The sequence below is a fragment of the Oribacterium sp. Sow4_G1_1 genome (assembly GCF_052116105.1).
Lineage (GTDB): Bacteria > Bacillota > Clostridia > Lachnospirales > Lachnospiraceae > Oribacterium.
This window is the reverse complement of the sequence record NZ_JBQKLS010000006.1, coordinates 22,005-47,742: the sequence shown is the minus strand read 5'-3', so window position 1 is coordinate 47,742 and position 25,738 is coordinate 22,005. Positions and strand designations below refer to the sequence as shown.

At 56.4% G+C, this 25,738-nt stretch carries 22 protein-coding genes and 1 riboswitch; of the genes, 2 read left to right on the top strand and 20 right to left on the bottom strand.

Annotation, left to right across the window (positions count from 1 at the left end):
* Positions 1–9: 9 nt before the first annotated feature.
* Positions 10–1,011, bottom strand: coding sequence for an ATPase P (locus ACTQ52_RS05620; protein ID WP_410043835.1), 1,002 nt, complete (start codon positions 1,009–1,011; stop codon positions 10–12).
* Positions 1,012–1,095: 84 nt separating this feature from the next.
* Positions 1,096–2,577, bottom strand: coding sequence for a carbon starvation CstA family protein (locus tag ACTQ52_RS05615; protein WP_441982023.1), 1,482 nt, complete (start codon positions 2,575–2,577; stop codon positions 1,096–1,098).
* Positions 2,578–3,230: 653 nt separating this feature from the next.
* Here ACTQ52_RS05615 and ACTQ52_RS05610 point away from each other — a divergent pair.
* Positions 3,231–4,586, top strand: coding sequence for an MATE family efflux transporter (locus tag ACTQ52_RS05610; RefSeq protein ID WP_441982022.1), 1,356 nt, complete (start codon positions 3,231–3,233; stop codon positions 4,584–4,586).
* A 245-nt stretch (positions 4,587–4,831) separates the two neighbouring features.
* Here ACTQ52_RS05610 and ACTQ52_RS05605 read toward each other — a convergent pair whose 3' ends face one another.
* A complete protein-coding gene (locus tag ACTQ52_RS05605; protein WP_441227151.1) occupies positions 4,832–5,590 on the bottom strand; it encodes a cyclase family protein in 759 nt (252 codons plus the stop codon).
* Between the two features lie 334 nt (positions 5,591–5,924).
* On the opposite strand from ACTQ52_RS05605, the gene ACTQ52_RS05600 reads away from it, so the two are divergent.
* The gene (locus ACTQ52_RS05600; RefSeq protein ID WP_441982021.1) at positions 5,925–6,818 is read left to right on the top strand and encodes an MBL fold metallo-hydrolase; all 894 of its coding nucleotides are present in this window, start codon (positions 5,925–5,927) and stop codon (positions 6,816–6,818) included.
* A 413-nt stretch (positions 6,819–7,231) separates the two neighbouring features.
* On the opposite strand, the gene ACTQ52_RS05595 is transcribed toward ACTQ52_RS05600, so the two are convergent.
* The 17 genes from ACTQ52_RS05595 to ACTQ52_RS05515 form a co-directional block, all read right to left on the bottom strand.
* Positions 7,232–9,589 (bottom strand): hypothetical protein, encoded by a 2,358-nt coding sequence (locus tag ACTQ52_RS05595; RefSeq protein WP_441982020.1) that lies wholly within the window; start codon positions 9,587–9,589, stop codon positions 7,232–7,234.
* 332 nt (positions 9,590–9,921) lie between these two features.
* A complete protein-coding gene (locus ACTQ52_RS05590; RefSeq protein WP_441982019.1) occupies positions 9,922–11,298 on the bottom strand; it encodes an alanine/glycine:cation symporter family protein in 1,377 nt (458 codons plus the stop codon).
* A 200-nt stretch (positions 11,299–11,498) separates the two neighbouring features.
* Positions 11,499–11,592, bottom strand: a riboswitch (glycine riboswitch).
* Positions 11,593–11,682: 90 nt separating this feature from the next.
* A complete protein-coding gene (locus tag ACTQ52_RS05585; protein WP_441982018.1) occupies positions 11,683–12,303 on the bottom strand; it encodes a flavodoxin family protein in 621 nt (206 codons plus the stop codon).
* 61 nt (positions 12,304–12,364) lie between these two features.
* Complete coding sequence (locus tag ACTQ52_RS05580) at positions 12,365–12,910, bottom strand: prolyl-tRNA synthetase associated domain-containing protein (RefSeq protein ID WP_410043828.1); 546 nt, start codon at positions 12,908–12,910, stop codon at positions 12,365–12,367.
* 100 nt (positions 12,911–13,010) lie between these two features.
* Positions 13,011–14,780, bottom strand: coding sequence for an ABC transporter ATP-binding protein (locus ACTQ52_RS05575; RefSeq protein WP_441227145.1), 1,770 nt, complete (start codon positions 14,778–14,780; stop codon positions 13,011–13,013).
* A gap of 256 nt (positions 14,781–15,036) precedes the next feature.
* Positions 15,037–15,681, bottom strand: a complete 645-nt coding sequence (locus ACTQ52_RS05570; RefSeq protein ID WP_410043826.1) for a hypothetical protein — start codon at positions 15,679–15,681, stop codon at positions 15,037–15,039.
* 380 nt (positions 15,682–16,061) lie between these two features.
* Positions 16,062–17,009: an aldo/keto reductase gene (locus ACTQ52_RS05565; protein ID WP_441982017.1), complete on the bottom strand. Its 948-nt coding sequence runs from the start codon at positions 17,007–17,009 to the stop codon at positions 16,062–16,064.
* Positions 17,010–17,226: 217 nt separating this feature from the next.
* On the bottom strand, positions 17,227–17,889 hold the full coding sequence (locus tag ACTQ52_RS05560) for an HAD family hydrolase (protein WP_410043824.1): 663 nt from the start codon (positions 17,887–17,889) through the stop codon (positions 17,227–17,229).
* Between the two features lie 191 nt (positions 17,890–18,080).
* The gene (locus ACTQ52_RS05555; protein WP_410043823.1) at positions 18,081–19,085 is read right to left on the bottom strand and encodes a hypothetical protein; all 1,005 of its coding nucleotides are present in this window, start codon (positions 19,083–19,085) and stop codon (positions 18,081–18,083) included.
* A 163-nt stretch (positions 19,086–19,248) separates the two neighbouring features.
* Positions 19,249–19,527 (bottom strand): type II toxin-antitoxin system HicB family antitoxin, encoded by a 279-nt coding sequence (locus ACTQ52_RS05550; RefSeq protein WP_441982016.1) that lies wholly within the window; start codon positions 19,525–19,527, stop codon positions 19,249–19,251.
* A gap of 111 nt (positions 19,528–19,638) precedes the next feature.
* On the bottom strand, positions 19,639–20,067 hold the full coding sequence (locus ACTQ52_RS05545) for a DUF1284 domain-containing protein (RefSeq protein ID WP_441982015.1): 429 nt from the start codon (positions 20,065–20,067) through the stop codon (positions 19,639–19,641).
* 782 nt (positions 20,068–20,849) lie between these two features.
* Positions 20,850–21,611 (bottom strand): SDR family NAD(P)-dependent oxidoreductase, encoded by a 762-nt coding sequence (locus ACTQ52_RS05540; protein ID WP_441227141.1) that lies wholly within the window; start codon positions 21,609–21,611, stop codon positions 20,850–20,852.
* Positions 21,612–21,854: 243 nt separating this feature from the next.
* On the bottom strand, positions 21,855–22,523 hold the full coding sequence (gene deoC / locus ACTQ52_RS05535; RefSeq protein ID WP_441982014.1) for a deoxyribose-phosphate aldolase: 669 nt from the start codon (positions 22,521–22,523) through the stop codon (positions 21,855–21,857).
* 285 nt (positions 22,524–22,808) lie between these two features.
* Positions 22,809–24,005, bottom strand: a complete 1,197-nt coding sequence (locus tag ACTQ52_RS05530) for a phosphopentomutase (protein WP_441982013.1) — start codon at positions 24,003–24,005, stop codon at positions 22,809–22,811.
* 265 nt (positions 24,006–24,270) lie between these two features.
* On the bottom strand, positions 24,271–24,672 hold the full coding sequence (gene vapC / locus ACTQ52_RS05525; RefSeq protein WP_441982012.1) for a type II toxin-antitoxin system tRNA(fMet)-specific endonuclease VapC: 402 nt from the start codon (positions 24,670–24,672) through the stop codon (positions 24,271–24,273).
* Positions 24,669–24,899: a type II toxin-antitoxin system antitoxin VapB gene (vapB, locus tag ACTQ52_RS05520; protein ID WP_410044193.1), complete on the bottom strand. Its 231-nt coding sequence runs from the start codon at positions 24,897–24,899 to the stop codon at positions 24,669–24,671. The genes vapC and vapB overlap by 4 nt, the downstream gene beginning before the upstream one ends.
* Before the next feature lie 224 nt (positions 24,900–25,123).
* The gene (locus ACTQ52_RS05515) at positions 25,124–25,723 is read right to left on the bottom strand and encodes a transposase (RefSeq protein WP_410044192.1); all 600 of its coding nucleotides are present in this window, start codon (positions 25,721–25,723) and stop codon (positions 25,124–25,126) included.
* Positions 25,724–25,738: the final 15 nt, after the last annotated feature.

Here is a 25,738-nt window from a genome sequence, read left to right as displayed (position 1 = left end):
CTCGTCCCACTACTCGTAATCGAAGTTCAGAAACATAGGTTTGATTTCGACGACTTCATCGTACTCCTTCTGCGAGACGGTGACGCTCGAGTTCAGGGCCTGCAGGTCCTTCTTCACGAGGGCGAGGGCGTCCGCCGGTGTTTCAGCGCGGCCCTCGCGGATCACGCGGATCATGCGTTCGATCACAACCGGGTGGGCATAGCGGGCCGGCACGTCAAGGGCTTCACCGACGAGCGCGTGCTCCATCTGCTCGACGGCAGAAGCATTGGCCTCACGCACCTTCTGCACGTTGTTCTGTGCGTTCGGCAGCACACGCGACGCGGCGAGCAGAAAGATGATCGCGAAGCCGAAGAACACGACGTAGATCGCGGTCGTACCGCCCTGCAGGAGTCGGACAATGCCGAAGGCCGTCGCGCAGATGGCCATGATGAGGACGACGAGGGCCACCCATTTCGCGCTCGGATTCACGCGCTGGACGATGCGGAGCTGCTTCGCAGACGCGGAGAGCTGGCGGTACAGTGCCGGCTGCTTCTCAAGCGTCGCCTTCTCCGCCTCGAGCTTCTCGATCGTTGCTTCGGCAGCCGGCGTGAGGTGCTCGGCGTAGCGCCGCTTCTCTTCCTCTTCCGCGGCACGCAGCTTCTGCTCGGCCTCGCGGCTGTGGGTCGGGAGCTCCGGACAGCGCTTCGCGACCTCCTCGAGAAGCGTGTCCGCGAACGGCTCAGCCTGCACAGCACAGCGGATCTGGTGCCCGCTCTTCAGCTCCACGACGATGTACGCCATACTGCCGAAGATCCCCTTGCCGGTGAAGCCGCCCTTCGACATCGCGACCTGCTTGAAGATGCGGTTCATGTCCGTGAAGAGGACGTAACGGCTCCGGTCCAGCATCAGCGAGGACAGGAACACGGCCCGATCGCTGACGCCGAGACGCCCGATCTTCACCATGTGCTTCTTTTCGATATTCAGTTCCTCCGGAGACAGGTCCGTGGCCACGGCTGATAAAAACATTCCCATAATTTCGTCGATCCTTTGCTGTAGATTTACAAAAGGCGGAAGTGCCGCCACCTCCGCCTTTCGCATGAATATTCAGTTTTAAGTTTATGCCTTCGCAGGCTTCTTCGTAGCCTTCAGGAAGAGACCGAGGAAGAGAATGGCGACGATGATGCCGATCGGATAAGCGACCATGGTGTTGTAGATCGTCGCGCCCTCTGCAGTCTTCTGGTTCACGAAGCCACCGAGACACTCCGGAGCGAGGATGAAGTAGGTCGCGCTGACGGCGCTCATGAAGGTCGCCGGTACAGCGGTGATCCAGTAGTTCTTCTTCTCGCGGAAGAGGTACATCGATGCGGCCCAGAGGACGATCATCGCGAGGGTCTGGTTCGTCCAGCTGAAGTAACGCCATACGATGGTGTAGTCGAGCTGGGAAATGATGGCACCGGCACCGAGTACCGGGATCGTCAGCATTAACCTCGTCTTCCAGTTCTTCATGTCGAGGCCAGCCCAGTCGGCGATGGTCAGACGTGCGGAACGGAAGGCGGTATCACCAGAGGTGATCGGGCAGGCGATAACGCCGAGCATCGCGAGTGCGACACCGATGGAGCCCATGGTCTTGATGCAGACGTCGTAAACGGCGGCAGACTGACCACCTGCGAGGCTCTCCTGCAGTCCGGTCGAAAGTCCACCGGTCTTCTCATAGATCGCGCAGCCGGCAGCGGCCCATACGAGGGCGATGATGCCTTCGCCGACCATCGCGCCGTAGAATACGAAGTGGCCCTGCTTCTCGCTCTTCAGGCAACGTGCCATCAGCGGGGACTGGGTAGAATGGAATCCGGAAATCGCGCCGCAGGCGACGGTGATGAACATGAAGGACCAGATCGGGGTTCCCTTCGGGTGCATGTTGTAGAAGTTCGTCCAGATCTCAGGGATCGTGTAGGCCGGATTCGTCATAATACCGAAGATAACACCGACAGCCATCGCGATCAGGCAGATACCGAAGATCGGGTAGATACGTCCGATGATGGCATCGATCGAGATGAAGGTGGCGATGAAGTAGTACAGCAGGATGATGGCGAGCCAGAAGGAACCGTTCGCCAGCAGTCCGGTGCCGGTGCCTGCCGGATCGATCATCTTGACGATCAGGCTGGCCGGGCCCTTCGCAAATACGGTACCGACCATGACGAGGAGAACGACCGAGAATACACGCATGACGTTCTTCATAGCACCACCGAGATACTTACCGGTGACCTCCGAGATGGAGCCACCGTTGTTTCGCTCGGAAAGCATACCGGAGAAGTAATCATGGACACCACCGGCGAAGATGGTACCACAGGTGATCCACAGGAAAACGACCGGGCCCCAGAGTGCACCCTGCAGGGCACCGAAGATCGGGCCGAGGCCGGCGATGTTCAGAAGCTGAACCAGGAACAGCTTCCACTGTGGCATGACGACGTAATCGACGCCATCATTGATTCTGACGGCCGGTGTTTCACGGTCATCCGGTCCGAAGGTGCTGTCGACGAGCTTACCATAGGTAAAATAGCCGGCGACGAGTGCGATCAGACATAAGAAAAAGCTAGTCATACAAGCCTCCTTAGCGCAGTGGACATACTAAGGCCATACGGAATTGCATGGACATATCCCCCTCCACTGCTTTTATTAATTTCCATCTTAGTCTTCTGAAATTTAATATTCAATAGTTTTTGTGAAATCAATTTTCGGGAATTTAGATGTTTTGAAATATTCATGCAGATTGTACGAAAATATTTTTTATTTTTGAGCAGAAATCATCTTGAATTCTGGCAGAAGCGTGATTCACGGGGTGTCATGGGGGCGAGGGTTTACAAAATCAAGTACAGCCGCCCGGCCCTCTTGACAAGTGAATTCCATCAATGGTACATTAGCACTCCAAAACCATGTAATGGAGTGGATTTTTCTGAAGCGACAATGCGCGCTTTATTTTTCGCCACACAGCCGGGAGGCTCTCCCCGCTGCGTGGCCTTTTTTTGCGCAGTTTATGGGGTCTGACCCCATTAAATTTTTCTAAACAAAATCTAAAGCTGGAGTTTATGGGGTCAGACCCCCTTACGAAATTCTTAAGATGATGCCCGGCAGCCGCGGGGTCTGACCCCATCGGACATTCGGCATCCCTGTTCCGGGGCCATGACGGGGTCAGACCCCCAGTCGTCCCGGGAAGCCAGGATGTGCAGCTACTATAATGAAGTAAAGGAGAACTTATGGACCAGACATTTATGAAGGAGCGTCCGATCGTGCCGCTCGTGATTTCCATGGCGATTCCGATGACGATTTCCATGCTCGTGAACTCGCTCTACAACATCATCGACAGCTACTACGTCGCGCGCATCAGCGAGCAGGCGATGACCGCGCTGTCCCTCGTCTACCCGGCGCAAAATCTGCTCATCGCGGTGACGGTCGGCTACGGCATCGGCATGAACGCCGTGATCGCGTATTCGCTCGGCGCGGGGCTTCAGAAACAGGCGAACACCGCCGCGACCCTCGGTCTTCTCGGAAACATCCTTCACGGCATCCTCATCAGCGTGCTCTGCATCTTCGGGATGTCGGCCTTCGTAGGACGATTTTCGGACAATGCTGACATCATCCGCCTGGGCACCGAGTATGCACGTATCGTCTTCCTTTTCGGTGTGCCGAATGCTGCCGCGATTTCCTATGAGAAGATGTTCCAGGCGATCGGCCGCATGAAGGTTTCGATGATCAGCATGCTAATCGGCTGTCTCGTCAATATCGTACTCGACCCGATCATGATCTTCGGCTTCGGTCCGATCCCGGCCATGGGGATCGCCGGCGCGGCCTGGGCGACCGGCATAGGACAGGTCGTCTCCCTCCTCCTCTACCTCGTCGTCTACTACCGCGACCTCGCGAACATCCCGGTCCGCATCGCTCCGCGGAAGATGCATCAGGTCGGCGCCACCCTCGTAAAGGTCTACAGCATTGGCATCCCGGCAGCCCTCAATCTGGCGCTGTCTTCCCTGATGATCACCGTGCTGAACGGCATCCTCGCCGTCTACTCCGCGTCGTATGTGCTCGTGCTCGGCGCGTATTACAAGCTGCAGACCTTCATCTACCTCACCGCCAACGGGATCGTCCAGGGCATGCGGCCGATCTGCAGCTACAACTACGGTGCCGGCGAGTTCCGGCGGCTGAAGGCGATTTTCCGCACCGGACTCGCGATGGTGAGCGGCGTCATGGTGATCGGCACGCTGCTCTGCATTCTGCTGCCGAACCAGCTCATCGGGATTTTTGCGTCCAATGCTGACACCATCCAGCTGGGGCGCGAGGCGCTGCTCATCATCTGCCGCGGCTTCATGCTTTCCGGCGTCTCCGTCACCATCTCCGGCGTCCTCGAGGGCCTCGGCAAGGGCGCGGAGTCCCTCGTGATCTCCCTCGCTCGCAATATCGTCGTGCTCCTGCCACTCGCCTATGTCCTGAGTCAGGCGATCGGCGCCGCCGGCGTATGGCACGCCTTCTGGATCACCGAAGCCACCGCCGCTGTCCTCTCGATCCTCCTCTTCCGCCGCATCATGCGGAAGATCCAGGCCGAGGCGCAGAACTGACGGGGTCTGACCCCATTAAATTTTTCTAAACAAAATCTAAACTTGGAGTTTATGGGGTCAGACCCCCTTACGAAATTCTTAAGACGGAAGGTTAAACATGACACAAACCGGGAGTGCATCGTAGTGATACACTCCCGGTTTTGTATTTCATGATCTATGGATATCCAGAAACTCCAGGGCGGGTGCCGGATGGAGGCATTGGCCTGAAAGGGTCTCCGGCAGTTGGTCACCAGGTGCGATGCGCATCACTCCGTGATGGCCCAGACACGTGCCGGGAGGCCGGTCGCACCTTCGATGCGCGGGTAGGAAATGAGGACGACGGCACCAGCAGGCTGCACCTGATCGAGGTTCGCGAGGACTTCTACCTGAAGCTTGCCCTGGTCGAGGACATAACGCTCGCAGGCGAGATCACCCTCTGCCTCGGCGACCGCGGACGAATCCGTGTCGAGGGTCTCGTGGCCATTGGCGGCGGCGTGGCGGACCTCATAGATGTACTTGAGTGCCTCGAGCGACCAGCCCGGTGCATTCTCATGGCCGTCGGCATCGATGCCGGACAGTGCGTCGATATCCGGCCACTTCTTGTACCAGTCGCTGCGAAGTGCCACCAGTGCCCCCTCCGGGATCTCGCCGTACTGCGCCTCATATGCGCGAATGTCGTCGACCGTTACCGTGTAGCGCGGATCCTGCTTCGCCTGCTCGGAAATGTCGATGACCACCAGCGGGAAGATGAGATCATGCACGTCGTACTGCTCGGACAGTGCTCGTCCCTGCACGAAGTGTCCCGGGAAATCGATGTGGGTACCGAACTGACCCGGGAACTTGAAGGTCTGGATCAGGCACTCCAGCTCCGGCTTGCCCCAGTCCCACACCGTCGTGCCCAGCTCGACCGAGCCCTCCGGGATGCCCGACCAGTACGGACTCTCGTTGTTTAATGAGTGGGAAAGCTCCACCCACTTATACTTCTTTGCTTCCTTTAATGCATCCCAAAGCTTGTACTCTGCCATAATATCGTCTCCTTTCGGGTAACCTTTTCTTACGTGATGAAATCATCATAACACCTCCGTTTGATCATGCCTAATACCGGATATTTCGAATCAGTTATAGATTAATCCTATAGTTAAAAGGCGTTTATTTATAAGTGCAGGCATGCTGACTGCCATTCTATTCCGTATGATGGGTTCCATTTCAACGGCAGCGGTCAAACCCTGTTCGTTATGTTTCAGGGACTCTTTCAGACCTTGCTCTTACGCCTGCCGATGTCGTATTATATGAGCATACAGACAGATGCCATCTGATTCCGTGATGGGCATTCCCATATTCTCTGAAAGAAGGTATGAAATGAAAATCACCTACATCGAACACTCTTGTTTTCTGGTCGAAACAGCGGAATGCTATATGTTGTTTGACTACTACTGTGGTGACGTACAGCTTCCAGAGCTGGATCCTGTAAAACCGCTGCTACTCTTTAACAGCCACGCGCACCCTGATCACTTTTCGAAGGAGATTTTCACACTGCACGAGCGATATCCGAGGTCTTTCTTCGTACTCTCGGCTGACATCCCGGTACCGGCGGCCGTTCAGCCTTTCACCTGTTCAATGCTTCCACACGAGCACCGTCTCATCCAGCTCGCAGGCGGGCGGGCAGCTGTAGTGCCGACATCCGCTGACAAGCTGGTTCAGCCGGTGGACACAAAACAACAGGAAGCTGTCTTTCGTGCAGGCATCCTGCGGGCGAGCGAAACTTCGATGAAGCCTCATCCTACATCAGAGGCGAGAATGGATGATAAGGCACCGGATGCACCGAACGTACATAGTATCACAGATGCTTCGATCATCGACGTTTCCATCGACACTCTCCGCTCGAATGATGAGGGCGTCGCGTTCATCGTCCGGCTCGGCGACCTCCGCATCTACCATGCCGGTGATCTCAACAACTGGTGGTGGGACGGCGATGTGGAGGATCAGAAGCTCGCGGACATCTACCACGAAGAACTCGAGCGCATCCGCGGACGACATTTCACAGCCGCCTTTATCCCCCTCGATCCTCGCCTCAATGGCTGGTGGAAGGGCATCGAGGATTTCATGCACTATGCCGACGCCGATCGGATCTTCCCGATGCATAACTTCGGCGAAAAGGGACTACCGAAGAAGTTCCTCGCCCTCGACTGTGCTGCCGGCTATAAGAACCGCATCTGCGATGTCGAGGAACCGCTGACCCGCTGGAAACTCTAAGATTTTTCGCAATAGGTGTCTCTGAAGATTTCAGGCATTATGCTTTTTCGCAATAGGTGTCCTGAAAAAATCCGGGCATTATGTTTTCTCAAACATCGCCCTGCTTCATGGGCTGTTTTTCCTTATTTTGACGCAATAGAGCTTCCTTTTAGAAAAGGGACATTACCTCAGGTAATGTCCCTTTTCTTATTATGACCGATTTTGTGTCAAATCTTTTGAAAATCTAATGCCCTTTTTTCTGATGCTCTTTTATTGCGAAAAAACATAATGTCATATTCTATTCAGAGCGCGATATCGTCAAACTTGGTTAATGTCTTTTTTCCCCAGGCCCCGGTATTGCGTCAAATTCAGAAAAAACTAATGTCACAGAGCCTGCGCAGGCCTGTTCTGCAAAAAGAGCTCCGATATCGCGCTTACGTAAAGGCCTTTTCTTCGCTCAGTGCGAGGCTTCCATCAAACCCGCTCATCATCATCGAGAAGCAGCGTGGTGTGCCGTTCGCATCCACGAAGGAAATACCGTGGTGCGGTGTATCGCCTGGGAAGGAAAGCTGCAGGTAGATCGACTGACCGGCTGCGAGCTTCGGTATACTGCTCTTCTCGGTGCCATGGAAGTAGATATCGTCGGATCCCGCCTCAAAATCCATTTCCAGTGTGTAGATACGAACGTCGGTCAGTGTCTCGGTCGCTGTCAGCTTCGCAAACTGGCTGTATGCATCGTTCTCAAGCACGATCATCGCCGCGCGGTCCGCCGCACTCAGCATCCCACCATCTACAAAGGTTCCCGTAACTGCCAGATTTCCAGTGCTCATACTTTCCTCCTTTTCTGCTGCATCCGCAGCCGTTGCATCCCCCATCGCGAGGCTGAGCTCGCGCACTTCGTCGTCGCTGCCGAAGAGGTCATAGCCGCCGAGGTGCTGGTAACGCATGTACTCATACCACTCGTCGGTCTTCTCGTTCAGTTCCTCCACGCGGCGGATCTGGAAGCTGCTGTAGTGCATCTGCCCGAGGTCCTCATCATAGAACTCGACGCAGAACACGAGGCCCTGCCCATTCATGCCGAGCCAGGTGCAGCGGCCCTCATAATTCAGATAGATTTCCGCGTCCACACACGCATCCTGATACAGGAACTTCGACGGATCGTTCGGATCGAAACCGAGGTAGAAGCTATCCGTGTAGCTCGTGCCGGCATCGGTATCGAAGCTCGTCTCCGTCGTGCAGCCCTCGTTCTCGTAGAGGCCCATCACCGTACGGCTGAACGTGTCGCTGCTCCCAAACATGTTCTTCTCAAGTGCTGCTGCGATTTCGCCTGCATTGCCCTCCCCGATCGCTTCGACGTTCACGATCCCGCAGGCCGGCTCGGTCAGGCAGAAGTGGCCGCCCCACGCGCCGTGGTAGAGGTCGAGGTAAGCGATCATGCCGTCGTTCGAGACGAAGGTCGGCACGACATGCTCGCCGTGCATGATGGTCAGCAGCTCTGCGCTCACGTAATCCTTATAGACGCCGTCGACCTCATACTCCTTGCCATAGTCAATGCTTCCGACCCCGAACGCAGCCTCGGTCCACTCATTCTGCTCGATGCGGACGGTCATGCGGCCATCCTCGTAGTTGACGAAAAGCGCATCGTCGAAGCTGAGCTTCAGATCATGACGCTCCGCGTTCATCACGTCCCCACTCGTACCCGCCTCGCGTGCATCTTCAAGCCTGTCTTCCCAGTCCTCTCCGGAGAGAACACGACCCGAAGCAGCATCATACTGATAGATCGTCTGCATTGGCTTAAGCTCGCAGTTGTAGAGACCGCCGCCCGCCATCACGTGGACCGGCACCGCGACCACGAGCTCGCCGTCGTCGTCCAGATACATCGGGAGGTCCGACGTGATGTTGTCGTCCGCGAGGGTCTGCATGCGGTACTTCATGAACTCGGCGTAGAGGCTCTGGCGTTCGGCCTCGCCCGCGCTGCTGTAATAATCGGAATCGTACATATAGCGCACGGACTGGTCGAACTCGTAGGCAGCGGCCCTTCGGATCACACGAAGAAGTGCGGCCTCAACGGTTTCGCCGCTCTGCAGCTCGAGGGTCAGCGGTGCGTCGTCCTCGTCATCGTCAAAATCGTCGAAATCGTCTGCATCGGTCGGCACACCACGCACCAGCAGCTGCGCGAGCTCCTTCGCCGACATGCGCGTGCCGTCCGTGAGGTTCAGGTTGTACGCGTAATACTCGGTATAATCGTCGAGGTTGCTGCTCTTCGTGAGGACGAGGCTCAGCGTGTCGCCGTTCAGGTAGCTGTCGTAGTCGACCTCGATCCAGCCCACGTAGTCGTCCTCCTTCTGGCTCGTCACATCCTCGCAGGCCTGCGCGATCGCCTGGTTAATTTCCTTCGCGCCGGCGCTGTCGGAGCAGATCTTTGGCACATGATAAGAAACATCGGTCCGATCCGCCGGGCCGTCGTTCACCTCGCCCTCGAAGGTGTAGCTGTCCTGCACGAGCGTCTTCAGCAGCTGCTCCTTCTTATCCTCGTCGAGCGCCGTAAAGTCGATGTCCTCCGGGAGCGCCGACGTCGATTTGTCCGTGCTCTCCACCTTCGACGTAGTGCCGCCGGATGGCTTCGGCCCCGCCTGCGCCGGCTTCTTTCCACAGCCCGTCAGAAACAGAAGCATGCCGAAAAGGCACAGACCTGCCATCCAGCCGGTACGAAGCTTCCGGCTCGAACACCGCCCCGCGCTCACTCTTCTCACATCGCCTGCGCTGAACTTCTCATGCTCTTTTCTGTGCATCACACGCCTCCTTTCCAGACGAGAATTACAGATACGACGAAATAGCCGGGAATATACAACATCCCCAGTCGTTTCTCACTCTTTAAATCACGAACACCCGCAGGATGGCCACGCGCTGCCCGCCACCTGCTCTCTACTATTAATCTATCATAGATAGAAGGAAAAATGTTCTTCGTTTGCGCATTTTTTCTTACAAATCAGTAAATTTTGCACAAATTTAATAGTAGCCATGAACCACTTAAGGCTTGCAGTTTATGGGGTCTGACCCCATAAACTTCTGTTTAGATTCTGTTTAGAAAAATTTAATGGGGTCAGACCCCCTTACGAAATTCTTAAGATGAGGACTTCGCGGCGTTCACGTTCTTCACGACGAGGGCGGTGAGGGCGAACAGGGCGATGACGTTCGGCACGACCATGAGCTGGTTGAACATGTCGGAGAGCTCCCACACGAGGTCACTGGAGGTCAGGGTGCCGAGGAAGATGAAGACGAGGGCGATCAGGGTGTAGACGCGGCTGCCGCGGTCGCCGAAGAGCCAGATCACGTTGATCTTTCCGAAGAGGTTCCAGCTGAGGATCGTCGAGAAGGCGAAGAAAAAGAGGCAGATGGCGACGAACATCGCACCGAGGCGCTCGCCGAAGACGGTGCCGAAGGCGGTCTGCGCGAGATTGGCCTTGCCGATGGTCTCCGGGATCACGCCGCCCGCGAGGATACCGTCACTCGTATACATCGTCGAGATGATAACCAGCGCATTGAGGGTCAGCACCACATAGGTGTCGATGAAGACACCGACCATCGCGACCACACCCTGCTCATGCGGGCAGGAGACATTGGCCAGCGCATGCGCATGCGGGGTCGAACCCATACCGGCCTCGTTCGAGAAGAGACCGCGCTTCGCCCCCTGGCTAACCGCAGTCTTCAGGGCATAGCCGAAGCCACCGCCGATGATGGCCTGCGGCTGGAAGGCGTAGCGGAAAATCATCGCGAAGGTCGCCGGCAGATACTGGATGCGCAGCACGAGCACCGCGAGGCCGCCGATCAGGAACACGAGCGCCATCACCGGCACGACCTTCTCGGTCACGGACGCGAGGCGCTTGACGTCGCCGAGGAAGATGGCACCGCAGAAGATCACGAGGGCAATGCCGACGATCCACGACGGCACACCGAAGGCGGTACTGATCGTCGAGCCGATCGAGTTGGACTGCACCATGCAGCCGAAGAAACCGAGCGCGAGGATGATCGCCACCGCGAAGAAGCGAGCGAGGAACTGGCCGAAGTGACCGCGGAATGCGGTCGTGATGTAGTAGACCGGGCCGCCGTGGATACTGCCGTCCTCACGGACCACTCTCGTCTCCTGCGCGAGGATCGCCTCCGCGTAGATGGTGGCCATGCCGAAGAAGGCGATGACCCACATCCAGAAGATCGCGCCCGGGCCGCCGGTGAGGATCGCACCACTCGCGCCGACGATGTTGCCGGTGCCGACCTGTGCCGCGATGGCGGTCGCGAGGGCCTGGAAGGAGGACATGCCGGCGGCGTGTTTCTTACCGGAGAGACTCAGCTCACCGAAGGTCTTCTTCATCCCATAGCCGAAGTAGCGGATCTGGACGAAGCCGGTCCGGATGGAGTACCAGAGACCCACGCCGAGAAGCAGGATCACGAGAACATAGTCGGACAGATAGGAATTGATCGTCTGGACAAGTGATAGCAGCATAATGTAGAACCCCCTGAAAATCATGATGTGCTGTCACTTCGGAGAATTGAAAGATGGTATCGCGGTCTGGTGCCCGGCCCCATGCAAGCATGGGCTTTGGCTCGTTTCTCGCGAAAAAAAAGAGCCTTCCGTTTCCGGCAGGCTCAAGAACTTCTACGCAAATACAAATACGTGTACGACATTGTACACACGATGATTTCACTTGCAGCTTCGTTCTTTTGCCTGAGAGATTCGGCGCATGCGCACCTTACACCTTCGGCATCCAACTGAATGGAATTCTCCAAAGCGCCCTCCATGTTCGGTTTCTTGCGATTCCTAACACTTCAACGGGTGAAACAATGTGGTAACACTACCATAAGTCTATACTATATGCAAGTGGTTTTTTCAGCGGATAAAGTTCGTGCGTGCACCCTTCTCCACCTCCGGGTGGTCGATGCCCGCCTTCCGTCCCGCTTCGATGCACTTCAGCATCCACGCCATATTGCGGGCGAGATTCCGCATCGTCTGCATACCCTCGAGGTCCTGTCCGGCTTCACCCGGCACACGGCCATGCGCGACATTCCAGTAGGTGCATGGCACGGTCGGCATGTTGTTGATGCCGAAGTACTTCTCGAGCACATCGACGGAGGCAGTCGTGCCGGCACGTCTCGCTACAGCGACTGCTGCGCCCGGCTTGAACGCGAAGGCTGTGCCGCCGGCATAGAATGCGCGGTCGAGCAGCGACTGGATGCGGCCGCTCGGGTGCGCATAGTACACCGGTGTGCCGAAGATGAAGCCATCCGCTTCCTGTGCCTTCGCGATGAAGGCATTCGTCACGTCATCATCAAACACACAGCCCTTCTCCGTGCACTGGCCACAGCCGATGCAGTCCCGGATCGCCTGCCCGCCGATCTGGAAGATCTCATAATCGATGCTCTCCTTCTTCAGCTGCTCACCGATCTCCGTGAGCGCACGATTCGTATTCCCATCTGCCTTCGGACTTCCATTCAGCATTAAAACCTTCATATCTTACCTCCATGTAAAAAATCTATGCGGACAGGGGTCTGACCCCGTGCGGGCATCGCGGTCACGCCTCGCCGACCAGCTTCACCACGCGGTAATCGTGGTGCACGGCCTCGAGGTACTTCCCGAAGACGTCCGCGGTTCGGAGCTTCAGCGACGAGGTGTTCACGCACGGGTGGCAGCCGACATACTCGCCCTTCAGGACGTCCTCGTCAACCAGCAGCTGCACGTGATTCTCCGTGTCGTTCATGAGGCCCATGATGCTCACTGCGCCCGGGTGGATCTCGAGGAACTCCATCATCTGCTCCTCCTTCGCGAAGCTCAGGCGCGCGGAGCCGATCTGGTGCGACAGCTCCTTCGTCTTGAAGACCTTGTCGCCCGGCATCATCAGCAGGTAAAACTCCGTCTGCTGGCGGTTGCAGAGAAACAGATTCTTGCAGATCAGGCAGCCGAGCGCCGCGTCGATCACCTCGCACACCTCCATCGTCGTCGCCGGCGCATGATCTGTCCGCTGGTACGAGATCCCCAGCGAATCGAGCAGATCATACACACGCATCTCCTTCGGCTCACGCCCCTCCGCCGTCGCCGGCCGTCCATCAAATAATTGCATCTTTCTCTCCTCTTTAAACTTAATGGGGTCTGACCCCATAAACTTTTGTTTAGATTTAGTTTATAAAAATTTAATGGGGTCAGACCCCCTTACGAAATTCTTAAGACTTGAGTTCCTGGGTGCGCACCAGGGCGGCGTAGGCGCCGTTCCGGGCCATGAGCTCGTCGTGGCTGCCGAGCTCGATGATGCGGCCGTCGTCGATGACGGCGATGCGGTCCGCGTTCTTCACGGTCGCGAGGCGGTGCGCGATGACGATCGTGGTGCGGCCCTGCGAGAGCTTCTCGAAGGTCGCCTGGATGCGGGCCTCGGTCACACTGTCGAGCGCGGAGGTCGCCTCGTCGAGGATCAGGACAGGCGGGTTCTTCAGGAAGATCCGCGCGATGGAGATCCGCTGCTTCTGACCACCGGAGAGCAGGACACCCCGCTCGCCGACATTGGTTTGATAGCCCTCCGGCATCGCTGCGATGTCGTCCGCAATCTCTGCCTTCGCAGCCGCAAGCATCACCTCTTCCATCGTCGCATCGAGACGACCGTAGCGGATATTGTCGGCAATGCTGCCGGCGAACAGGAACACATCCTGCGAAACGACGCCGATGTTCTGGTGCAGGGACTCCTGCGTCACCATGCGGACATCGTGCCCGTCGAGGTAGATCGCGCCGTCCGTGACATCGTAGAAACGCGGAATCAGCTGGCTGAGCGTCGTCTTGCCGCCGCCGGAGGAACCGACGAAGGCCACGGTCTCACCCGGCCGGATGTCGAGCGACACGTCGTGCAGGATGCCCTGCCCCTTCTGGTACGCGAAGGACACGTGATCGACGCGGATCTCACCCTGCACGTCCTCCAGCGCAAGCGCGCCCGGGCTGTCCTGGAGCTCCGGCTCGGTCCGCATCAGCTCCACGAAGCGATGCAGTCCCGCCGTGCCGTTCGCGATCACCTCCGTGGTATTCGCGAGCTTCCGGATCGGATTCACGAAGGCCGACACATACATGCTGAACGCGATCAGGTCAATGACGGTGAGCTGGTCGTTCATGATGAGGGCGCCACCGACCGCGATGACCACCACGGACATCATGCAGAGGCAGAACTCCATCGTCGAATGAAATTCCGCCATCGCGCGGTGGAACCCGAACTTCGCGCTCCGGTAGCCTGCATTGGCCTTCTCAAACTTCTCGAGCTCCTCCCCCTCGTTCGCGAAGGCCTTCGCCGTCCGGATGCCGGACAGACCCGACTCGAACTCGGTGTTGATCAGGGAAACCGTTGACTTCACCTTGCGCGAGGCGTCGCGCATGTGGAAACGGCAGCGCAGCACCACCGACAGGAAGATCGGCAGCATGAGCGTCAGCACGAGTGCGAGCCGCCACTGGATGGTGAACATGATGACGAGCGCGCCGAGGATCGTCACCGAGCTGATGAAGATGTCCTCCGGGGCGTGGTGCGCCATCTCTGTCACGTCGAAGAGGTCCGTCGTGAGGCGGCTCATGAGCTGGCCGACGCGGTTATGGTCGAAGAAGCTGTAGTTCAGCTCCTGGATGTGCCGGAACAGGTCGCGGCGGATGTCGGCCTCGACGCGCGCGCCGAAGTTGTGGCCCCAGTACGTGATCACGTAGTAAAACACGGAACGCAGCACGTAGGCGGCGGTCACGACGGCCATCACCGTCCAGAAGGTGCGCCAGGCGTTCGCCGGCAGCAGCGTGTACATGCACCAGCGCGACACCGCTGGAAAGGCGAGATCGATCACCGCGATCGCCAGCGCACTCACCATGTCGAGGTAAAACAGCTTCCGGTGCGGTCGGAAATACGAGAGAAAAATCCGGAGTTCCGACCAGTTTTTGAAGTCTTTTTGTGTTGTGTTCTGATTCTTAAGTTCCATACATCACCTGCCTGGCAGTTTATGGGGTCTGACCCCATAAAATTTTTCTAAACAAAATCTAAAGTTAAAGTTTATGGGGTCTGACCCCCTTACGAAATTCTTAAGATGAGAAATTTCGCGTGGGCGGCCTGCGTCCACAGGGGATATTCTAGCAGATTCCGTACTATAAAACTACAAATCACATGTCAAAACACACGCCGGAAATGATCAAAAAAAGAGCCGGAGGTCTCCCTCCGGCTCCGCATCCTTAACGGAATTATTTATTTTCCTTCGCAGCGAGTGCAGCGGCTTCCTTCGTCGCCGGTGTTACCAGCGCCTTCTCTGCCGGTGCCTCTGGCTCATCGACCTCAGCTGCCTTGCCATGCTGATGTGCTGTGACATGAAGCACAGTATCGGTAAGCGGTGTCTTGATCTCAAGCTTGCCTTCCTTCGCGATGTCGAGATCACCGACGGTCAGTCTCGTGCCGACCGGATACTTCGCGAGATCGATCACGATATGATCGACGAGGTCCTTCGGATAGCCGACGAACTCGACCTCCTCACAGGTCTTCGTCAGGAAGCCCTGCGCCTTCTCTGCATTGATAAACTCGATGACTGCCTTCGAGTGGATCTTCTCATCGTTCAGCAGCTGCTGGAATGTAACATCAATATACTGATGCTTCATAGCATCGAAATCCACGCTCTTGATCAGAACGGAATACTTCGTACCATCGACCGAAAGCTCTGCCTCGGAGCCGACATGATGATCCTGGAAGAACATGCCGAGATCCTTCTGCGTCATGATGATCGCGAGGGACTCCTTCATTGCCTTACCACTGATCGAACCGGTCGCATAGCCTTCTCTTCTAAGCTTCTTTCCCTTGACGCTCAGATCTCTTGTCTTCGCCTCTAATGTCTCCATAACTACCTCCTGTGGCCTCTGCCACTGAAAATGTTATCCACGTCCACAGTGGGCGCGGCAGAAACATCGTAACATCCCCGGCAAATTTCCCGCGAAAGATTTCTGCTCTTACAGGATGTAAGGGCCGTGGTGATACGGTGCACAGACAACTATCTGTAACGCCATTATGGTAGTCCTTTTTCGGCTTGAAGATTCACCAAATTTGTATTTTTTTCAGGGGCTGTTTTCGCCACTTTTTCGGCGCAGACTTCACAGAATCGACATATTTTCGTTTGGCTTTGGCCAATGCAGGCGGCCTCGAAACAGGTGGCTGCGCGTAAAGATGGATTCGGTCAATACATGCAGCGCCCCTCTGGGCCCTGTCTGCACAATGGTTCGATTCAGATCCCGAACTCCACCAGCGCCTGGTCAAGCGTCGCGATGTCGGCGTCGCTGAGTGTCCAGTCGAGGGCGTGGCAGTTCTCGATCGCGCGGGCGCGGTGCTGTGTGCCGAAGAGGGCCGTCGTGAGGAAGGACTTCTGAAGCGCCCAGTTCACGGCGATCTCCGAGAGCGGTACACCGCCGCGGGCAGCTGAAATCTCATCCATCACGCCGAGAAGCTTCTGCGCCTTGCTCCAGCCCGGCTCGCGGAAGAACTTGTAGAAGCGGTTCCGGCTGTCCATGGTTTCATAGGTCCGGAGCTCGCGGTAACGTCCGGTGAGTAAACCTCCGCCGAGGACGCCATAGCCCATCGTCGCCATGCCGTGTGCCTCTGCGTACTTCATCTCCACCTCACGCTCGCGCTCCAGCATGGAATACTGCACCTGGATGAAATCGATGTCCGCATACTTCGCGGCCTCCTCCATTTGCGCCACACTGTGGTTGGAGAGACCGAGGAAACGGACCTTGCCAGCCTTTTTGAGTTCCATCATTGCTCCGAGCGTCTCCTCCGGTGTCGCATCGTCCTGCGGCCAATGCAGGATGTACAGGTCGATATAGTCGGTCCGGAGGTTTCGAAGCGACGCGTCGCACTGTGCGAGGATGTGGTCGCGCTTACCGCAATGCACGTACTGCCCGTTCACGAAGTCATTGCCACACTTCGTCGACAGGATCACATCCTTCCGAACACCCATCTTCTCGAGTGTCTCGCCCAGGATCCGCTCCGCCGCGCCCGCGTTGTACGCCGGCGCCGTATCGAAGATATTCACACCCTGCTCAAACGACGCCCGGATCGCATCCATCTTCGTCTCCTCCGGATTCTGATCCCAGCCCGCACCACCGATGCCCCAGGTGCCGAGACACAGCTCCGAAACCTCCAGCCCCGTCTTACCAAACACCTTATATCGCATGTTTTTCCTCCTCTAGTTTATGGGGTCTGACCCCATTAAATTTTTCTAAACAGAATCTGAACAGAAGTTTATGGGGTCTGACCCTATTAAATTTTTCTAAACAGAATCTGAACAGAAGTTTATGGGGTCTGACCCTATTAAATTCACCAAATGAGATTTTTGCCAATTTGATACAGCATTGGCGCAGGCAGGTGCCGATGGCGCAGGTGCATCAAGCTTACAGCAGCTCCCTGTAGGTCTCGATCACCTGCGCGGCGCCGAGCGCTCGAAGTGCCTCCGGGTCGGCCGTCCCCGCCACAGCGATGACCTTCGCCGCACCGGCCGCCACTGCAGCCTGCACCCCCGACTTCGCATCCTCGAATACATAGCTTCGATGGATGTCTGCGTGAAGCTTCTCCGCCGCGCGCAGGAAGATGTCCGGCGCCGGCTTTCCTGGGAAGCTGTGGTCGTTGTACGTCACCTGCTCGAGCGTAAACCAGCGCGCGAGGTCGATCTGTCGGAAATAAAACTCGACATTTTCGATCGGCGACGAGGTCGCGATCCCAAGCTTCACGCCCGCGGCCTGCAACCGGTCCAGAAACGCCGGCAGCCCGTCCCGTAGCTGATAGATATCTGCATGCGAAACGCAGATCTCCCGGTAGGTCTCCTCCTTCTCCTCGACGAGCTGCTTCACCTCCTGTTCGCTGAGCCCCTCCCCGAGGAAATGCCGGATCGTCACATCCGCATGAATCCCGTGGATGTACCGATCGAACTCCTCCTCTGTGAGGTCCCGCCCGAGATGCCGCTTCATAAACAGACTCCAGGCCTCGTTATGGTAGATCTCATCATTCACCATCGTCCCATTATAATCGAAAATCACCGCTTCTGGATATTCCATCATCACTACACCTCCTATAACAGCACCTTGGCTGTCCTGCTTTCACTACACCAGCACTTTCCGCTCGCCAATGCAAACGCCCTGTCGATCGTCACTTCGCGGAAGTTTATGGGGGCAGAGCCCCTTAATTTTTCCTTACGATGCTTCAGAAATTCTTAATGGGGTCTGACCCCATTAAATTTTTATAAAGTCCTTCATCGTCCCATCTTCGCTTTCACCTTCTCCGGCACGTCGATGATACCGAAGCGGTAGAACATCGCGTAGATGTAACTGATACCGCGGATGTCGCCGAGGTCCTTCGGGCGCTGGATGACCGGCACCGTTGTTTTCTGCGGTTGCGGCTCCTGTTTCCCGAAATCTGACATCACGCCGAGCTCTGCTGAATTCCGCCCATCCGGCATCTTCCCAAGTGCCAGCATCGCCTGCTGCCCGGAATCTGACATTCCGCCGAGCTCTGCTGACTTCTTCGTTCCCGACACCTTCCCGAGCGCCAGCATCACCGAGCTCCACGCAAGACTTTTGCTCTGCGCGCGGCGATCGATCCAGAGTTCCCGCGTGAACTCGCCATTCCGTCCACGCCGCAGCTGATAGCTGAACCCGAGCCCTGACCAGGTCTTAAACTGCGCGCCCGCGTAGGCCTGCACCACGCCCCAGAGGTTCTCCTCCGTCGGTGCTGCCCGCCACTTCTTCATCGCGCGGTAACGCCGCTGCCGCTCCGCCCCGGCGCTGATCTTCTCGACGCTGTCCGTCGCCGCAAAATACACGCCCTTCTCATACGGCAGGTACGAGTTCACCGACGGAATCGAGAGCCGAAGCTCCTCCGCCGTCGCCTGCACCGCCGCCCGGTAGTCCTGCCGCGCCCGGTACGCCTCAAACGTCGCCCGTACCTCCTCCGCGATCTCCGATTCGTACACCTCCGCCGTGATCAGCAGCTTCCGCACCTTGATCGGATTCAGCGCAAGCTCGTCCGCGATCGCCTGCAGTGACTGCCCCGCATCGTACAGCTCCACTGCTGCGTCCATCAGCTCCTCGAGGTTTCGCCCCGCATCATAGTCCGGCCGCTTCCGCTTCCTGCCACCGCCCGGCCGCCGCTTCCGCACCCTCGCCGCTTCCGCACCCGCGGCCAATGCCTCCTGCTTCACATCTTCACCTCCACCGATCGGCTCTACGCTTCCGCTACGTCGTCTTTCCGTCGCCACTACGCTCTCGCCTCTTCCACCATTGAACTCTCGTGTCATCACTATCTATATATCATATCACAAACAAAGCCGTATGGAACATCCATTCCACGCGACTTTTTTGTTCCGGCTTCGCAGGCGTCACGCGAAGGTCCTGTGCTACCGGCGGAAACATTGGCCGCGGTCAGCCGAACGAATCGTACTGCTCGTCGCGCGGCATGGCCAGCGCGAGGTCGGTTTTCTCCTCGCCGTCGGCGGTCTCGACATCCATCAGCAGAGTCCGCGTCGGCAGATCCATGTCCGTCTCGAGCTCGGTCAGGATGTAATTCACGCCCGCTTCGCGTGCCTCATCCAGCGCCTCGTCGAGTGTCCCACCCTCACCGAAGCAGTCCTGCAGGTCCACATAACGCACGTGGTAGCCCGCCGCCGTCTTCTTAATAATCGCCGGAAAATAGTATGTCATTTGCATTCTCCTTCGTTCACATCTAACACTTGTTCTTCATAAATCTTTACCATCCGTCAGCTGTATGGCAGCGCTGGTCCGGCGGCAGAACTCGGTCTTCATAAAACTTTCCTATCCATCAGCTGTATGGTGGCGCTGGTCCGGCAGCGCTGGTTCTTCCTCCATCCGCGCTGCGGCGATTTCCTTACAGAGGGCGAGCCACTGGCAGTCCGGGCAGGCCTTGTCCAGGCGATGCAGACTGATCGGGCAGGTCGCATCCGTGAACGCGCGCCACGTAAGCCGCTGCCCGTACTGAAATCCGGTCAAGCGCAGCACATTTTCATCAAAGAGTGGCGGATGCGTCGAGGTACAGCCCTCGCCACGCCGATTCGGGCACTTCGCGCAGAGATCATCTGCGCCCCGCGTGATGCAGATCTCCGTCTCCGGCTCTGCCATCAGCCGCGCCTGCATCGCCGCCATATTCCGACTGAACTCGTCTGAGTAGCCCTTACCCCTGAAATTCAGAAGACAGACACCATGATGTGGTCGTAAATGAATCATCGCTTCGCTCCTTTTCGTCCTGATCTTATTCTCACCAAATCATAAATCACCCGCGGCATTTCTCCTAGCTCTTTTTTCGGAAAGACGTGCTGAAAAAGAACGGGGGACTGATCAGTCCACCGTTCGCTCCTTATATATCCGGGGAAGCTATGATTTTAAGCATACTGTACACGCAGGGCTTATTTCAAAAACTGTGTATACCGATTTCTCTGCGAAAAGCAAAAATCAACAGTCAAAATAGACACAGCCGCTTTGATTCTGGAATCGTGTATATTTCATCGACAACGGACATAGAAAATCAGCTGCAGATTTCGATTTTTATATACACGATTTCTGAAACAGATTTTCCGTGTATAGTTTTACTTCTGACTCCCTCTCCGAAGCCTGAATTCCATATACACGATTTTTTGAAATGTTTATTTGTGTATATTCCCCCTCCAGCTGTGATTCCAGAGCATAAGTAATATATACATGGAGCTGTAAAAGACTTGATTGTGTCTATTTGCGTTCGCGATAAAGGGATTTTGTCAGGTGAAGCTGCTATACCGCGTGCTCTCTAAAGACTCACCATGCCTGGGCGCACCGTAAAAAGCGCGCCGCTTCTGCGACGCGTTCACTTTTCGAATTTGAAATCACATGCGGTCTGAAAATATTCCGTCGGGGCATCGTCTTCGTAGCCTTCTGGCGACGGCGCGCCACTTCAGGATGGATTTCATCCCTCCGCGCCAGCATATCGTCCTTACAGCATGACCAAGATGCGCCGTCGACGGTCACGCCTGTCTTTACGGCATGATCGAGTTTGCACCGTCGACGATGACGCTCTGGCCCGAGAAATAGCAGGAATCCGGGCCGGCGAGGAAGGCGATGACCGGTGCGATATCCTTCTCCGGGTCACCGAAACGCTTCATCGGGTTCAGGTTCACCTGCTTCGCGTACTCCTCCGGGAACTTCTCCGCCCAGGCCTTTGCGGCTGGCGATTCTGCGCCTGGGAGGACAATGTTTACACAGATGCCGTACTGCCCCCACTCCTTGGCCGCGATCTTCGTCAGTCCGCGCAGCGCCTCCTTGTTCGAGCCATACGCGAGCTGTCCGGCGATACCAAACATACCGGTCGCCGACGCGAAGTTAATGATGCGGCCCTCGTGCTGCTCCTTCATATAAGGGAACGCCGCCTGCATATAGTTCAACGAACCGATCACGCCACTCTGCCATGCCTTCAGCATATTGTCGTAGCTCGTCTCCTCGACCGGCGAAGACGGCACGATCGCCTGAGCATTATTCACGACAACATCGATCGTTCCATACTTCTCGACGGCCGCCTTCACGACCTCATCCACTCTCGCTCTGTCCGCAGAGTCACAGCTCATCGCGAAGCCCTCTCCGCCAAGTTTCTTGATTTCTGCGATAGTCTGCTCGATCGGCTCCAGACGACGCCCCGTCGCGATGACCTTCACGCCCCTCTTCGCGAGACAAAGGGCGATGCCCTTTCCGATTCCCTGTCCCGCACCCGTCACGATCGCTACCTTTTCATTTAACTGCTTCATGTGCCATAGACCTCCTATATCATAATATATCGATTATATTAGTTTATGGGGTCTGACCCCATAAACTTTTGTTTAGATTCTGTTTAGAAAAATTTAATGGGGTCTGACCCCCTTACGAAATTCTTAAGAAAAAAGCGGCGCCTCCGAGGGAGGTGCCGCGAGTGCGTGCGTTTATGAGGCCACGCTCTGGTGTCGAGCCCCGCCCCAGTATGGTGCGGGCTATGGTCATCACAGATGAAATTTTCAGTAGCCGGCGCCGTTGTCGGTGTTCTTCATGATCTTCACGAGGCGGCTGGTGCCGAGGCGGTCCGCACCGAGGCTCATGAACTTCTCGGCGTCGTCGAAGGAGCTGATCCCGCCGGCGGCCTTCACCTTCACGCCCGGGCCGACGTGCTCATGCATGAGCTTCACGTCATCGAAGGTTGCGCCCGCAGTGGAAAAACCGGTGGAGGTCTTGATGAACTCCGCGCCCGCCTTCGTCACGATCTCGCACATCTTTATCTTCTCTTCCTCTGTGAGGAGGCAGGTCTCGATGATGACCTTCAGGATATGCCCATCGCAGGCCTCGTGGATCTTACGGATTTCATCCTCTACTTCATCGTATCTTCCATCTTTCAGGAAGCCAATGTTGATGACCATGTCGATCTCCGCTGCCCCGTTTGCGATGGCGTCCTTCGCCTCGAAGACCTTCGTCGCGGTCGTGCTGTAGCCGTTCGGGAAGCCGATGACGGTGCAGATCGGGAGTCTGCCATCGACGTAGTCTGCAGCCTGCTTCACGTAGGCCGCCGGGATGCACGCCGACGCGCAATGGTACTTGATGCCATCATCGAGGATGGTCTTTATGTCTGCCCAGGTCGCAGTCTGGGTGAGCAGGGTGTGATCTACAATCTTTAATACATCCGTGGTGTTCATTTAGTTTTACCTTTCTTTTCATTCGTTAAAGTTCCACCAGGGGACTCGGAGGGCCGGCAACTGAAGCACAGTACTCCGATGCCGGTGAAACCTAAGCCAGGAACCCTAAGCGGCACTAGGCCCTCTGCAATCACAGAGTTTTCCTCATGAAAACTCTGCGTTGCAGTGGGTTCCAATGAGAGATAACCCCAAGTGCCACTAAGGGGACCCGGCTTGATTTCACACGTCCTCTCCGTATGGCTTCTGTTGCCGGTACTCCGTAGTCCCCTTAGCTGAACTGTTTCATTAATTCAGTTTATCGAGAATCGAGTGGCCGATCGTGCCGTCCGGCATGGCGATGCCGAAGTTGTCCGTGATGGTGGCGCCGATCACGGCGAAGGTGTCGGCCTCCACCAACGCGCCCGGTGTCTGCATTGACCGCGAGTACGCGAGGAACGGCACCTTCTCTCTCGTGTGGTCAGTGCCTGTGTAGGTCGGGTCGTTGCCGTGGTCCGCGGTGATGATCAGAAGGTCGTCGTCCCGGAGCGTGTCCAGCAGCTCGCCGAGCTTCACATCGAAGCGCTCGAGCTCCTCACCGTAGCCGACCACGTTGCGGCGGTGGCCCCAGAGCGCGTCGAAATCCACGAGGTTCACGAAGCAGAGACCCTCGAAATCACGCTGCGCGATCTCGATCGTCTGCTCCATGCCGTGCACCGAGCTCTTCGACTTGTTGGACTCGGTGAGGCCCTGGCCATCGAAGATGTCGAAGATCTTGCCGACGGAAATCACGCTGAGGCCCGCATCCTTCAGTGTATCGAGCGCCGTTCTGCCGTACGGCTTCAGCGCATAATCGTGGCGGTTGCTCGTGCGCTTAAACTCGCCCTTCTTCCGTCCTACATACGGGCGGGCGATGACACGGCCGACCTTCCACTCATCCTTCATCGTGATCTCGCGGGCGATCTCACAGCAGCGGTACAGCTCGTCAAGCCCGAAGGTCTCTTCATTGCCGCAGATCTGCAGCACTGAATCCGCCGAGGTGTAGACGATCATGTGCCCCGTCGCGATCTCCTCCTCACCGAGCTCGTCGAGGATCTCCGTGCCGCTGGCCGCCTTGTTGCCAATGATCACACGTCCAGTTCTGCGGGAGAGCTCGTCGATCAGCTCCTGCGGGAAGCCGTGCTCCGTAAAGGTCTTAAACGGCTTCGTGATGTGCAGCCCCATCATCTCCCAGTGCCCCGTCATCGTGTCCTTGCCGTTGCTCGCCTCGCGCAGCTGTCCGTAGTACGCAAGCGGCTTCTCCGCCGGCGCGACGCCATGAAGGCTCTTCAGATTCGCCATGCCGAGCCTCTGCAGATTCGGGATCTTCAGCGCATCGAAATGCGCCGCGATGTGGCCGAGGGTATCTGCCCCCGCATCATCGAACGCCGCGGCATCCGGCATCGGCCCAACCCCCAGCGAATCGATTACAATCGTAAATACTCTTCTATATTTCTTCGCGTTCATACGCATACCTCCTTCGATCGTCAGGTAGCAACCCCTGAAAATCAGGGGCTTACAATACACTCCGATTATAGCAGATGTGACGCCGACGCGCAGTAAAACTCTGCGCGGCAGTTTATGGGGTCTGACCCCATAAACTCCTGTTTAGATTCTGTTTAGAAAAATTTAATGGGGTCAGACCCCATTACGAAATTCTTAAGATGCTTGCGAAAACGGGGCAAGCGTTCAAGCGGATCGAAAATCCAGTCAAACGTTTGCCCCCGTCACATTACTTCGTCCAGTCTTCCACTTCCAGTTCGTTCACCCGGAAAAACTCTCTCGTATTATTCGTCACCAGAATCAGCCCGCGCGATCTTGCGTGGCCGGCGATCAGCATATCCATCGGACCGATCGGCGTTCCCTTTCGTTCCAAATCCGCACGAACCGCCCCATATTTCTCTGCTGCATCACTGTCAAAGGGCAGAATCGAAATAGCCGATAAGAACAGCGTGATCGCCGCACGGTTACGCTCTACCGCCTGACTCTTCTCTACACCATGCATCAACTCCCCATACGTGATGGAGGAAATGCACATATCGTCCGGCTCATGACACAGAAAAGCCTTGATCCCCTCCGGCGGCTTGTGCTTGATCGTGTAGATACAGATGTTTGTATCCAGCATATACTTCATATCACTTCCCGCTCCTGTACTACCGGCTGTTCCCTGCCATCACACATGAAGTCATCCGAGAACAGCTCCAGTCCACTCAGGAACCCGGCCCACTTATGATTCTTCGGCATCAGTATAACGACGTCACCGACTTTATTGATCGCCACCTCGTCACCATCGAAGCGGCACTCCTTCGGAAGTCGAACCGCCTGACTACGACCATTTTCAAACAATTTTGCTGTCATCATGATACCCCACCTCCTTATGCCTTAAGTATATACCATGATATATACTAAGTCGAGCTATTCTCATTCAGCCCTGTACTTTTTTTCAATCTGGCACTGATACTTTCAAATGCTTCCTCAATTTCCACACCACGTCCAGCTTTTGCATCTGCCAGCCCTGCTGCCATTCTCTGGTCAAATTCCGTCCTGGTCAACGTCTCCACCCCTTCTTGCCGGATGCCATCCCTTCACACCGGAAGCCACATTTCGTCTTCCTTCATGTCCGTCTGGATCGCCTCCTCATCCTCCGCGTACCGTGCCTGCGCCTCCACCAGTTCACGATATTCCGCCGCGCCTTCCGCAAAAAACGACAGCGTTTTATCTGGAGTCACGATGCCATCATTCCACATATCCATGATCGTGATATAGGAGCTCCAGCGATACTGCTCCGGCCGGTCCACGATCTTCGCCTTCACTGGATTCAAGTGGATGTAGCGACTCGTCTGCAGGAAATAGCCATCCGTTTTCACCAGACAGGACACATAGCGCCCCTCGAAAACATGCCCCTTGTAGCCGTAGCGCCGGTTATAAAACATCGCATACCTCTCTGCAAGGCTCTTCATAAAGAATCCTATTCCAATGTCTCCAGTTTCGACCAGGAGATGAAAGTGATTGTTCATGAGACAGTATGCGTGAATTCGGCACGCCTTCTTCTCCGCCTCGCTCTCCAGGATCTGCAGAAAGATCTTAAAATCCATCTCATCCTGAAAAATCACCTGCCTGCGAATCCCTCGCTCCATCAGATGATATGTCGCGCCCGGATACCACTCACGTCGTTTTCTAGCCATAAAAGCACCTCAAAA